Origin of the sequence: Corynebacterium sp. HMSC072A02 (assembly GCF_001810085.1) — a bacterium.
Classification (GTDB): Bacteria; Actinomycetota; Actinomycetes; order Mycobacteriales; family Mycobacteriaceae; genus Corynebacterium; species Corynebacterium hesseae.
On sequence record NZ_KV799812.1, the window covers coordinates 1 to 12,497 of the forward strand.

12 protein-coding genes, 1 tRNA gene and 1 pseudogene are annotated in these 12,497 nt (G+C 60.6%); 8 read left to right on the top strand and 6 right to left on the bottom strand.

Annotated features, from left to right (window positions below; genetic code table 11):
• The 4 genes and pseudogenes from HMPREF2698_RS13160 to HMPREF2698_RS01450 all read right to left on the bottom strand — a co-directional run.
• Positions 1-643: pseudogene (locus HMPREF2698_RS13160) on the bottom strand (hypothetical protein); the annotation flags it as partial.
• Between the two features lie 344 nt (positions 644-987).
• Complete coding sequence (locus HMPREF2698_RS01440) at positions 988-1,647, bottom strand: hypothetical protein (protein WP_070510733.1); 660 nt, start codon at positions 1,645-1,647, stop codon at positions 988-990.
• An 817-nt stretch (positions 1,648-2,464) separates the two neighbouring features.
• A tRNA-Ser gene (locus tag HMPREF2698_RS01445) sits at positions 2,465-2,553 on the bottom strand.
• 45 nt (positions 2,554-2,598) lie between these two features.
• A complete protein-coding gene (locus HMPREF2698_RS01450; protein WP_070561632.1) occupies positions 2,599-3,753 on the bottom strand; it encodes a PucR family transcriptional regulator in 1,155 nt (384 codons plus the stop codon).
• 113 nt (positions 3,754-3,866) lie between these two features.
• Here HMPREF2698_RS01450 and HMPREF2698_RS01455 point away from each other — a divergent pair, with 113 nt between their 5' ends.
• The 4 genes from HMPREF2698_RS01455 to HMPREF2698_RS01470 are packed head-to-tail and all read left to right on the top strand — an operon-like array spanning position 3,867 to position 8,414.
• Positions 3,867-5,264: an amino acid permease gene (locus HMPREF2698_RS01455; RefSeq protein ID WP_246819412.1), complete on the top strand. Its 1,398-nt coding sequence runs from the start codon at positions 3,867-3,869 to the stop codon at positions 5,262-5,264.
• A 14-nt stretch (positions 5,265-5,278) separates the two neighbouring features.
• On the top strand, positions 5,279-6,952 hold the full coding sequence (locus tag HMPREF2698_RS01460; RefSeq protein WP_070561634.1) for an alpha-keto acid decarboxylase family protein: 1,674 nt from the start codon (positions 5,279-5,281) through the stop codon (positions 6,950-6,952).
• Between the two features lie 10 nt (positions 6,953-6,962).
• Positions 6,963-8,021: a histidinol-phosphate transaminase gene (hisC, locus tag HMPREF2698_RS01465; protein WP_070561636.1), complete on the top strand. Its 1,059-nt coding sequence runs from the start codon at positions 6,963-6,965 to the stop codon at positions 8,019-8,021.
• Between the two features lie 21 nt (positions 8,022-8,042).
• A complete protein-coding gene (locus HMPREF2698_RS01470) occupies positions 8,043-8,414 on the top strand; it encodes a phage holin family protein (protein WP_070561638.1) in 372 nt (123 codons plus the stop codon).
• Here the strand turns inward: HMPREF2698_RS01470 and HMPREF2698_RS01475 are convergent.
• Entirely contained in the window at positions 8,411-8,665 is a 255-nt protein-coding gene (locus HMPREF2698_RS01475; RefSeq protein ID WP_070533522.1) for a MoaD/ThiS family protein, read from the bottom strand. The two genes, HMPREF2698_RS01470 and HMPREF2698_RS01475, sit on opposite strands and share 4 nt — an antisense overlap.
• 40 nt (positions 8,666-8,705) lie before the next feature.
• On the opposite strand from HMPREF2698_RS01475, the gene HMPREF2698_RS01480 reads away from it, so the two are divergent.
• From HMPREF2698_RS01480 to HMPREF2698_RS01495, 4 genes are read left to right on the top strand one after another with little or no spacing between them, the layout of a single operon-like run.
• Positions 8,706-9,857: a molybdopterin molybdotransferase MoeA gene (locus HMPREF2698_RS01480; protein WP_070533415.1), complete on the top strand. Its 1,152-nt coding sequence runs from the start codon at positions 8,706-8,708 to the stop codon at positions 9,855-9,857.
• Positions 9,854-10,324: a MogA/MoaB family molybdenum cofactor biosynthesis protein gene (locus HMPREF2698_RS01485; protein WP_070561640.1), complete on the top strand. Its 471-nt coding sequence runs from the start codon at positions 9,854-9,856 to the stop codon at positions 10,322-10,324. The genes HMPREF2698_RS01480 and HMPREF2698_RS01485 overlap by 4 nt, the downstream gene beginning before the upstream one ends.
• Positions 10,314-10,733: a molybdenum cofactor biosynthesis protein MoaE gene (locus HMPREF2698_RS01490; protein WP_070561642.1), complete on the top strand. Its 420-nt coding sequence runs from the start codon at positions 10,314-10,316 to the stop codon at positions 10,731-10,733. The genes HMPREF2698_RS01485 and HMPREF2698_RS01490 overlap by 11 nt, the downstream gene beginning before the upstream one ends.
• Complete coding sequence (locus HMPREF2698_RS01495; protein WP_070561644.1) at positions 10,730-11,755, top strand: ThiF family adenylyltransferase; 1,026 nt, start codon at positions 10,730-10,732, stop codon at positions 11,753-11,755. The genes HMPREF2698_RS01490 and HMPREF2698_RS01495 overlap by 4 nt, the downstream gene beginning before the upstream one ends.
• Before the next feature lie 137 nt (positions 11,756-11,892).
• On the opposite strand, the gene HMPREF2698_RS01500 is transcribed toward HMPREF2698_RS01495, so the two are convergent.
• Positions 11,893-12,207 carry a DUF4288 domain-containing protein gene (locus HMPREF2698_RS01500; protein ID WP_042528787.1) on the bottom strand — a complete coding sequence of 105 codons (315 nt, stop codon included), beginning with the start codon at positions 12,205-12,207 and terminating at the stop codon, positions 11,893-11,895.
• Positions 12,208-12,497: the final 290 nt, after the last annotated feature.

Genomic DNA, 12,497 nt, shown 5'->3' on the forward strand with positions numbered 1-12,497 from the left:
ACCCCGCTACGCACCCCGAAACCGGAAGAGCCCCTTTCCCATTGCCGCCTTCAATGAGGGCCACCAATTCTCCTGCAGGATTATAGACAGGGGCGCCTGAATCCCCAGGTTTTGAAGTCATTTGAGCCTTTAGAGTTCGCGCCTGATATTCTCTCCCATTGATGGAAAATGCCTCACAATATAAGTTCTTGTCGTTGACAACCCCATCAATTCTCCCTCCGAGAAAGGTTTTTGCAAAAATAGCTGAAGGTATTTCGATACTTTTATCACTAATTTTATCAGCCCGAAGAACGTAATCTACCGGAGGATCAAGAAGTATTTCTGAAACATCTATCCCTTGGTTACTCCACAAGTAGTTTTCACCAATACTTCCAATACGCCTACCTTTCGAATACACTTCATCCGCACTTTCACCACAATGACCGGCAGTCAAGGCCCGCTGCTGGGAAATGATAGTCACAGAACACGTCACCGCCCCTCGGGGAGGACCCACCTGCACCTCATCTCCACTTTCAATATATGAAAGAGGATCGAAATTCCTCTGTTGAACAGTAGATATTGATGAAGCCGTGGCCCCAAAAGATACGCTAGCCAGAAAGAAAAGAGCTAGCCTGCCTACTATAGAAATAGTATTTTGTTTCATAACTTAATAAATAATCAATCTAAAACAGAGGCAGGCCCGCTAAAATACCCACCTCTGCTCAGATATTTACTTCTTCCCAGATGGAACAAACACAAGGAAAATGACCAAAATTGCTAGAGCAATCGTGACCCCATACGGCCACTGAAGTTGAGCGGAAAGCATCATCAATAAAACGCCCACAGTGGCCAATATCTTTTTCCACATATTTTACTCTCCAGAACCATTTCTATTCTTGCCAGGCGGCAGATTCTCTTGGACTGTTATCTGAACAATGCAGAAACATCCATATGGCAAAATTCCAATTACCTTTCCCTAAACCCCTTTCTGTTTAGAGGAAGGATAATTTATTGAAAACCAACCCGCTGAGGATATGCATTATGTGTGAAAGCGCCAGCCACAATCGAACCAATGCCATAGTCTGCATACATACCACCGGGCGCAAGACCAGCAATAGCCCCTCCAGTAGCTAGGATTTTGGAAAGAACTGGCTCGGGAATCCAGACTCCAGCGATTGTGACACCGCCACCCACCCGGTTAATCGTCGTTTTAGACAGTAGCACCCTCACATAAGTCCCATGGAATTCAATTCCATTCCGACCCTCTTGAAAGTATGGATCAATGTCATCATCATCAGCGCTCGAAATCTTCGGCCCTTTTTCCCAGAAAGTTATCGAGTCTCCCGCCACCTTCATCTCAAGGTTACTATCAGCCTTGGCCTCGCTGATCCTTTCGTTCTGAGTCTCTACTTCATTTTTGATTTCTTGCAGTTCCTTTTGCGAAAGAGCGCTTTCTGCCTCTCTAGCAATCGCGAATTGGTCTCCCTGAAGGAAAACATAGGAATCTGCTTTTTCCGCAACTTCTGAGGAAACAGAAGACTGAGAGGCATTATTCTGAGTCGACTCAGCGAGGTCAGTCTCAGTACCGGCACTAGCATTGACTGGTGCAAAAACTGTTGCTGCCGCAACCAGCACCACTAAACGCGTAGATTTCTTGAGACGATACATGTCCATAATCCTTTCTAGAAAAGATGGCTGAAAATCGGACACCCCTAGAGTTACATCCAGTAGGGATAATTGGAAGCAAAAGATGTAAAATGTAGACTATTGTATAAACTTCCTCAAGATTTGTTGCGAGGGCGCACAAGAAGGCATATAATCCCTCCCCTTCCCCGCAAACCCTAGTCTTTTGAGACTCGGGTTAACCAGCGCCCCAAAGACTGGTGGTGGGCGCTCATTGTCATCAAGTGCCGCGCAGCCACAGGAGTCATCGACGGACTCTGGTTCCCAAGCGTAGGAATCGCATCCATGTTTTGAGTCATCGCATATTTCTGCGCAGCCTCAGCAGCCCGTGTCCGCGCCCACTTCCTCGACAGTGAATTCTGGATCAACTGCTTAGGCATGCTCGCGCTCTCAACCGGTGTATTGGTCCTGCCGCTAGTGCTGAATTAGGCGACCAAAAATTCTTCGGAACCACCCCTGCCCCATTTCGCCATCAAGCACATTCGCCCGATATTTACTTCTTTTTCATCCCCCACCTCACTATGCCGTTCGTTGCTTTGGGAAGTGGCTGAGGGGAATAGCACTCATGAATTTTGGAAAGAACAAAATATTCGGACAAAGTTCTCATCGGGATCGATGTTCGCGTTACTTTCCACATCCCAAATTGGCTCTTTTAGTAACTCCATGACGCTCCCAGCCAGCACAGATTAAGGTCAGCGCCTTCATTCTAAGTTCCCTGCTCACGGGCTGTCGGCATACGAAGGAACTGAAAACGTAAAATCCCGAGCCACCGGTGAAACGATGACTCGGGTTCTGTAGTTTGCGGAGACGAGAGGATTTGAACCTCCGGACCTACGCAAGTAAGTCAACTCCTTAGCAGGGAGCCCCATTCGGCCGCTCTGGCACGTCTCCAGCGATTCGCAATGAATCGTCCATCACTCTACCTGAGCGCTTCCCCTAGGGACAAAATGGGGCTTCCCTATTCTTTCCCTGAAGCGCCGCATGCAGCTTAAGGGCAACGTAGAGAGCCGCGCAGCGCCAGCCATCATCCAGCACGCCGGGCCCGAGAATCTCACGGACGCGGTCGAGGCGATAGTGCAGCGTGGCGCGGTGAATGTAGAGTGCAGCGGCGGTCGCAGAGACGTTGCGGGAATGCTCAAAGTAGGTCAGCAGGGTCTGCCAGTAGGAGTTGCGAGGGTCGTCGAGAAGCACGGCGGCATCCGGGCTCATCTCCACCACCGTTGCTTGGGTCAGCTCCCACCCGCGCAGCAGCCGCCACGCACCGGCCTCCTCCCAGCGCAGCGAATCCTGGCCGCAGAGTTTGGCCACGTCCGCCATGAGTCGCGCCTGCGGGGCCGTCGGCGCCGAGCCACGCGCCACCACCTCAGCGCCGGTGACAAGCGCGGCACTCTGCAGCTCCTCCATGAGGGCCTCGGTGTCCTTGTCGTCGCGGCGGCACTCAACGAGCACGAGGGAATCGTGGGAATCCGCGACCAAGAAGGGCCGGCGCACCAAGGGGCGCGCAAGCTCCACGGCCACCGCACGCTGATCGCCTTCCACCAGCACGCGATGCACGGTCAGCTCACCATCGGAGGGCAAGAGATCGCGCTCCCGCGCACCGGCCAGCGCAGCCGGATCACCTGTGAGCACCTCGCGGGCCAGCTCACCGAGTTGTTGGGCGCGGGCAGCGAGGGGTGCATCGCGTGCGTCGATAAGCCTGGCAAGGGGCGCAAGCAATGAATCCAGGCGGGCCAAGGGGGCGTCGCCCAGCGCGGGCTCATCGATGATCCACAGGTAGCCCACCAGCCTGTCCTCGTGACGCAGGGGAATGACCACGCGGGGCAGCATGTCATAGCGCGGGTTGGCGGGCAGGCGTACCGGCAGCACAGCCTCTTGGATTCCGAAGCTGAGCATCCACGGGATGGGCTCCGGGGGCGGGGTGCGATTAAGAATGGAGGCCGCCCGGTTCTTATCGATGGCACCGATTTGCGCACTAGCCACAATCACCGCGATGGCGGGGGTGGTCACCTCAACGGAGCGCTGCAGGATCTGGGCGCATTCGTCGACGATATCCTGGATGCTCGTCAGCTGTGGGGGTGTCACTTTTGACATATGTCAAAGATACTTCCGAATATTGTCTAGTGACAAACAAAACTGTGCTGCGCAATAATCTCCTACAGCCAAATGACCCACGTCACACATATACGTTCATGAAGGGCGTCTACATGACCACAACCAACAATTCCGTCCGGGCACAGGACGTTGTCGCCAGCGACAACGCCAGTGCAGACGACGGCCTGCAGCGCGGCATGAAATCGCGCCACCTGCAAATGATCGCCTTCGGCTCATGCATCGGCACGGGCCTCTTCTTGGGCTCCGGTGCCTCCATCCAGGAGGCCGGTCCCGGCGTTATCGCCGCCTACGCCATCGGCGGCTTCATCATCTTCCTCATCATGCGCATGCTCGGTGAGATGGCCGTGGAGCACCCCGTCGCCGGCTCCTTCAGCGCCTACGCCCGCGAATACATCGGGCCCATCGCTGGCTTTGTCACCGGTTGGAACTGGTGGTTTACCACCATCGTCGTCGGCATGGTGGAACTCACCGCCGCGGGCACCATCATGGATTTCTGGTTCCCTGGCATCCCGCACTGGCTCACCGCCCTCGTCGCGCTCGTCATCGTCACCGCCATCAACTTGGTGCACGTCGGAGCCTTCGCCGAGGCGGAGTTCTGGCTCTCCCTCATCAAGGTCGCCGCGCTCATCCTCATGATCGTCGTCGGCGCGGCCATCGTCTTTGGCCTCACCCCGGAGCCCGCCCTCGGCTTGAGCAATATCACCGAGCACGGCGGCTTCTTCCCCAACGGTGCCGCCGGTGTGCTCTTCTCCCTCGTCGCCGTAATTTTCTCCTTCGGCGGCATCATCTCCATCGGCACCGCCGCAGGCGAGGCCCAAGATCCCGCCAAGAGCCTGCCCAAGGCCATCAACAACGTGATCTGGCGCATTCTCATCTTCTACGTCGGCGGCATCGGCATCATCGTGCTGCTCGCTCCGTGGAACGAACTTGATACCTCCACCTCACCCTTCGTGCGCGCGCTGAGCACCTTGGGCATTAGTGCCGCGGCCACGGGCCTCAACCTCATCGTGCTCGTCGCCGCCGTCTCCGTGTTCAACACCATGACCTTCTCCGGCGCGCGCATGTTGCGGGATCTTTCCCGCGGCGGCCAAGCCCCGCCCTTCTTCAACTCCGTCAGCACCAAGGGCGTGCCGGTTCGCGCTCTGCTTTTCAACGCCCTACTCATGGGCTCGGCTGTGCTGCTTAACTTCCTCTTCGAGGGCAAGATCCTGATCGTTCTCCTCGCCATCATCGTTGGCGCGGAGCTCATCTCCTGGTCCGCCATCGCCCTTGCACACCTGAACTTCCGCAAGCGCTGCCCGAACGCCGCCTTCCGCGCGCCCCTCTACCCCATCGCTAACTACCTGTGCTTGGCCTTCTTCGCGCTCGTCATCGTTTTGATGTTCATGTTGCCCGACTACCGCACCGGCGCCATTGTCCTACCCTGTTGGATTGTGACCTTGGCCCTCATCTGGCTGGGCAAGAAGCGCCACGACGCCCGTAACAAATAGAAAGGACCCTCATCATGCAGACCACCATTGGTGATTTCATCCTGGACCGCCTCAAGGCCATCGGCATTACTGAAATCATCGGCGTGCCCGGTGACTTCAACCTGAGCTTCCTCGAGCAGATTGAGGCCTCCGAGGGCATCCGCTTCGTCGGCGCCTGCAACGAGCTCAACGCCGCCTATGCCGCCGACGGCTATGCCCGCCAGAAAGGCGTCGGCTGCCTGCTCACCACCTATGGCGTGGGCGAGCTCTCCGCCCTCAACGGCATCGCGGGTGCACGTGCCGAGCACGTCCCGCTGGTGTCGCTGGCGGGCGCGCCGCCGCAGTATGCGACCGAATTCCGCTGGAACCTGCACCACTCGCTTGCCGACGGCGACTTTGCCAACATGCTGGATTCCTTCGCCCCCTTCACCGAGGTGGCCACGCGTGTGTCCCCCATGAACGTGGTCGAGGAATTCGACCGCGCCCTGCACACCTGCCTGCGCGAAAAGCGCCCAGTGCACATCCAGATTCCTTCCGATATCACTCACCTGACCATCGAGGTCCCCGACGAGCCTTTCTCCACCGAGCTCGCTCCCTCCGATCCCGAGCGCCTGAACGCCGCTGCGGACTACGTGCTCGAACGCCTCGCGAAGGCCAAGGACCCGATCATCCTCATCGACCAGGACACCAACCGCCACGGTTTCACGGAGAAGTTCCGCGCCATCATCGACAAGGCCCAGCTGCCCTACTCCCAGCTCTCTTCTGGCAAGGCCATCTTGTCTGAGCGCCACCCGCTCTTCATCGGCACCTACAACGGCGCGGCGTCGGCACCGGGCGTGCAGGAGCGCATCGAAAAGTCCGACTTCCTGGTCACCACAAACCCGCGCTTCATCGAGGTCAACTCCGGCTCCTTCACCCACAACCTGGCCGATGCCCGCGTCTACAACTTCGGCGACCAGCACCTCAACGCTGACGGCGAGTACTTCGTGGGCATCAATACGCTGGAGCTTCTCGACGTCCTCCTCGACCGCATCCCGGAAGCTGGGGCATCGACAAGCGCGGCTTTCGAGCCCGAGCCCTTCGAGCCGAACCCGGATGCCCCGCTGACCCAGGAGCGCATCTGGCCGCAGATGCTCGGCTTCATCCAGGAAGATGACGTGGTCATCGCCGAGGCCGGCACCTCCAATATCGGTCTGGGCCAGCAGCGCATGCCCGAGGGCGTGCAGTACATTAACTCCACCATCTGGGGTTCCATCGGCTTTACCCTGCCGTGCGTCCTCGGTTCGCAGCTGGCTAACCCGGAGCGCCGCCACGTCCTCTTCATCGGTGATGGCTCCTTCCAGCTCACCGCCCAGGAGCTCTCCACCATCGTGCGTCAGGACCTCAAGCCCATCATCGTGCTGGTCAACAACGATGGCTACACCATCGAGCGCTACATCCTGGGCATGGAGCGCGAGTACAACGAGATCCAAATGTGGGACTACACGGCTCTGCCGAAGGTGTTCATGAAGGACACCACGATGGAGTCCTACGTGGCCTCGACCGAGGGCGAATTGGCCAAGGCCCTGGAGGATATCGCCGCCCACCCGGAGCGCGGTGCCTTCCTCGAGGTGCGCCTCGACGCTTTCGATGCGCCGAAGGGACTTCAGGCCTTCGGCCCGCAGACCGCTGATTTCGACTTCGGGCCCCGCGGCCCCCGCAACGCCTAAGGTGGAGAACATGATTCGACCAGACCTTTCCTCCCTGCCCGTCTACGTCCCCGGCAAGAATGCCGAGCACGCCTTGAAGCTCTCCTCCAATGAGGCAACCCAGGAGCCGCTGCCCGGCGCGCTGAAGGCCATGGAGACTGCCGTCGCGCACGTCAACCGCTACCCGGACATGGGTGCGGTGGAAATCCGCAAGGCACTCGCCGAAAACCTTGGCGTCACCCCGGAGCAGGTCACCACCGGCGCGGGTTCCTCCGCCATCTGCCAGCAGCTGGTGCAGATCACCTCGGTGCCCGGTGATGAAATTGTCTTCCCGTGGCGCTCCTTCGAGGCTTATCCCATCTTCGCGCAGGTCGTGGGCGCCACCCCGGTCAAGGTTCCGCTCACCGCGGATCACCGCGTGGACTTGGAGGCCATGGCGGCTGCCATCACGGACAAGACCCGCCTGATATTCGTGTGCAACCCGAATAACCCCACCGGTTCCATCATCACCAAGGAAAAGTTCGACGCCTTCTTGGCCAAGGTTCCGAAGGACGTCATCGTGGCGCTCGATGAGGCCTACATCGAATACAACCGCAACGATGCCGTCCCGCTGGCCACCGACTATGTCCACACCCACGACAACGTCATTGGCCTGCGCACCTTCTCCAAGGCTTATGGCCTGGCCGGCATCCGTTTGGGCTATGCCTTCGGCAACGCCGAGATCATCGAGGCACTGAGCAAGGTGGCCATCCCCTTCTCCGTGAACTCGGTGGCGCAGGTTGGTGCAGCGGCCTCGCTGGCCGCGCAGAAGGAGCTGCGCGAGCGCACCGACGAGACCGTTAAGCAGCGCGACCGCCTGGTTAAGCACTTCGCAGACTTTGGCGTTCCGGAGTCCCAGGCCAACCACATCTGGTTCGCCGCCGACTCCATTGCGAAGCTGGGCTCCCCGCAGGAGGTCGCCGCACAGCTCGCGGAGAATGACGTCCTCGTCCGCGCCTTCCCTGAGGGCGTGCGCATCACCGTCACCACGGCGGAGGAAACCGAGACGCTGCTCAAGGCCTGGGACGCTGCTTTCGGTGCAGAGAGCTAGTTTCCGCGTTAGAGTGCAGTTGTGAAGACATTTATCAATTTTGCACTCAACGTCATTGCCGTCGCGGTGGCCTTCTGGGCTGTGGTAGCGATTGTCCCCGGAATCGACATCGCCCCTGCGACCACCCAGAATTTCCTGCTCATCGCGGCGGTGTTCATCATCGTCAACGAGGTCGTCACCCCAGTGCTCCGCTTCCTCGGCGCACCGCTGACCTGCCTGACACTGGGCCTCTTCGCGCTCGTCATCAACGGCGCGGTCCTGCTCCTCGTCAGCGCGCTCATGGACTCGCTCGTCATCGACGGTTGGGGTGCCGCCATCATCGGCGCGATTGTGCTTGCGCTTGTCTCCGGCGTGGTGAACTTCTTCACCAGCCCGTTGCGAACTCGACACTAACCGCCAGAAAAAGGCGGGAGGACGTCGACGCGGGAGGCGTCGGCAAGCACGGCGTCTTCCTTTGCGCTCGCGCCATCCACCAGGAAGGTGCAGCGCTCCAGCACCTCCGCAAAGCTCATGCCGGCCTCGGTGCTGCCGGTATGACGAGCACGCAACACGTCCAGCAACTCCCCCAGCGTCGCTGCCTGCGCTGTGTCCTGCGCGCGCCCCGCGGCGGCGCGGGCTGCGGCAAAGTAGTGTATGTCAACCATGGCTGCCACTATGCCAGCCTCCGTGACAGGAAGGAACCTGATGCGCACCTATGAGGAACACCTTGCCGCCGTTCGCGCGGTCCTTCCACAACCCCGCGCGGTCTCCACACCCCTGAGCAGCGCCTTCGGCCGCCGCGCCGCCGCCACGTACCGCGCGGAACACAACCTTCCACCTTTTGATAATTCGCAGATGGATGGCTATGCGCTTCCGACTACACACGGCGGCACCTTTACCGTCGGCCGCACCATCGCGGCGGGTGATCCCCCGGGCTCACTCCCGCAAGGCACCGCCCTGCCCATCATGACCGGCGCGAAAATCCCCGAGGGCACCGTCACCATCGTCCCCGTCGAGCACTGCGAGCCCCCGCACTTCCCCGAGGAGGGCGCCACCGTCACCGTGCCGGCATCCCCTGAGCAGTTCATCCGCCGTGCCGGCTCCGATGTCACGGCAGGCACGCCCCTCATCAATGAGCACGCGCTTCTCGACGCCCCCTCCATCGCCACCCTCGCCTCCCAGGGCCTCACCGAGGTCCTCACGTACGCGCCCGCCCGCATCCTCATCTGCACCGGTGGTGCGGAAATCGGTGGCGCGGGCGAGGCCACCATCCCCGATTCCAATGCGCCCATGCTCGCAGCCTTGGCCGCGCAATATGGCATCGAGGTGGCCGGCTTCGTGCGCACGAATGACGATCCTTCTGCCCTGCGCGCGGACCTCGCCGAAGCAGTCATCACCCACCGCCCCGATGTCATCGTCACCTCCGGCGGCATCTCCCACGGAAAGTTTGAGGTAATCCGCCAGATCTTCGAAGAGGACGGCTGGTTCGGTCACGTGGCGCAGCAGCCCGGCGGCCCGCAGGGCCTGTCGCGTTTGGGCGAGGTGCCCGTTGTCTGCTTCCCCGGCAACCCCATCTCCACTCTGGTAAGTTTCCGCCTCTACTTGGCGCCCGTTATCGGCCGCGCTCCCGCCCCATTTAGAGCACACCTTACTGAGCCCGCCGAAGGCCTCAACAACCGCGAACAGTTCCGCCGTGGCACCCTAGCTATCTCCGACGGCACCGCCCAAGCCTCCTTTCTCGGCGGCACCAGCTCCCACCTGATGTCCCAGGCCATCGGTGCTACTGCCCTTATCCGTATCCCGGCTAATACGCAGCTTTCAGCCGGCGACCTCGTGGAGGTGTTCCCGCTCTCATGACCCGACGCGCACTCGTTATCGTTGCCTCGACCCGCGCCGCCGCCGGCGAGTACGAGGACCGCTCCGGCCCTATCTTGGTGAACTTCCTGCGTGAGCAGGGCTTCGATACCCCGGAACCCGTCGTCGTCGCGGACGCCGACATCGACTCCACCCTCGAGGCCGCTTTTTCCAACGCCCCCTCCGTCATCCTCACCTCCGGCGGCACCGGCATCACGTCGGATGACCGCACCGTCGAAGCGCTCACCCCACACCTCGAGCGCGAACTGCCCGGCCTAGCCCACGCCTTCTATGCGCACTCGGCGGCCATCCCCACCGCCGCGCTCTCCCGCACGGTTGCCGGAGTCACCGGGTCCACTTTCGCCATGGCCCTGCCCGGCTCCACGGGTGCGGCCAAAGACGGCTGCGCCGTCCTCGAACCAGTTCTTCACCACATCATCAACCAGCTGGAAGGCATCAATGAGCACTAACTACGGCTTACTTGGCGCGCACATCAGTGCTGAGACCATCACAGCCCCCGACATCGCCACCGCGGAAACGGGTGCCGTCGTTTTATTCGACGGCATCGTGCGCAACCACGACTCCGGCCGCGGTGTGAAACTCCTTACCTACACCGCGCACCCCTCAGCCCAGCAGGAAATTGAGCGCGTCGCCGGCGAAGTCGCCGCCGCTTTCCCCGCCGTCCGCCTCTGGTGCGCGCACCGGACTGGAACACTAGAAATCGGCGAATCCGCATTCATCGTCGCCGCCGCCTCCGCGCACCGCAAGGACGCCTTCGAGGCCGCGTCGACCTGCGCCGACCGCGTCAAAGCGGAAGTCCCCCTCTGGAAGGAACAGCTGCACACCGATGACACCACCACCTGGGTAGGCCTGGAATGAGCTCACGCTACGCACGACAGGAAGCCCTGTGGGGAACCTCCACACAGGAACGACTTCGCGCCTCCACCATCGCCGTCATCGGCGCCGGCGGCCTGGGCTCGCCTGCCCTGCTCTATCTCGCAGGCGCGGGCGTGGGACGCATCCTGCTTTTCGACGACGACACCGTCTCCCTCTCCAACCTGCACCGCCAAGTCATCCACACCACCGCGACCGTAGGCCAGCCCAAAACCGAATCCGCCGCCGCGGCCTTGAACGCCCTCAACCCGGAGTGCACCGTCGAGGAGTTCTCGCGCCTGACACCTGATACCGCCCTGGACCAGCTGCTCGGCGCTGACCTCATTATCGACGGAACCGATAACTTCTACTCCCGTCACCTCGCCTCCTGGGCCGCCCATGAGCTGGGCATTCCGCACGTGTGGGCCTCGCTTCTGGGCTACGACGCGCAGCTCACCGTCTTCCACTCCGGCCACGGCCCGGTCTACGAGGACCTCTTCCCCACCGACCCGCAGGTGCCTTCCTGCTCGCAAGCCGGCGTGATGGGACCGGTCGTCGGCGTGGCCGGCTCCGCCCTGGCCGTCGAAGCGCTCAAGCTCCTCACGGGCATCGGCACCCCGCTCATCGGCACGCTGGGCTACTACGATTCCCTCGCCGGGACCTGGGAATACATCCCCGTGCGCGCGAACGGCGCCACCCCGGCGCGCCCCGACAACCCCACCGACATCCGCGACATCCCAGAGGACGCCACGCTTATCGACGTCCGCACCTCCCCCGAGCGCGCCGCCTACCTCATCCCCGGCTCGCAGCACCTCCCGCTCGATGACATCCTCGCCGGCCACAACCCGCCCCTAGACCTCGCCGACCTCGCTGTCCTCTACTGCGCCAGCGGCCTGCGCTCCGCACAGGCCGTCGAGGCCCTGCGCGCCCGCGGCTTCAGCAACGTCTACTCGCTGCGCGGCGGCATCGACGCCTGGCAAGAGCACATCTCTGAGCTCGAGGCCGAAGCCGACGCCGAGGCGATTTAGAGACCATTTCTCTTGAAGAACTAGAGGCTGAATGTGGCGTGGAAGATTAGCTTCACGCCACGCGGTGCGAAAGCCTTCCGAAAGCTAGCCAGGCCAACACAGAAGAGAGTCAGCAGGTTTCTTCGCGAAGTCTACGATTAATCAGCCAGCGGGTCGGTTCCGCCGAGCTTCATCTCGAAACGCTCGTAGTCCTCTAGGTTCGCAAAGTGCCGCGAGTAGAGATCGCAATCGCGGTCTACATAACCATAGAGGGCTGGCGCGACATCCACGATGTGCCGTACCTTCACATCCTCACCATCGGCCTGCTCGTTCGCCATCGCTTCAACGCGTTCTCGAGCCTTCTCGTCCGACTCCGCATACACAATATAAAAGTCCTCGCGGAAGAAGCTTTGGGCAGATGAACTGGACTTCTTAGCAAGCTCCATCACGACAATTCCAACATAAGGTTCCATTGCCGGCTACTGTCCTTTCCGGTTCTTGGTCAGCTTGGGCTCGACCCTACCTGCTCACCCAGACCATGTAACGCGGAAAACTCAGCCGGTCGCCCTTTAAGCACATCTCCAATGAAGACCCATTCCGCGCCCACGGCTTCAGCAACGTCTACTCGCTGCGCGGCGGCATCGACGCCTGGCAAGACCACAACGACGCATAGCCCAAACCTGCACTCAGTCTCCTCTGCCCACATGGCATCTTGTAAAAGGCGTCAACCAGAAGGCGTTTTCAGAGCCAAAAACGCCTTTTA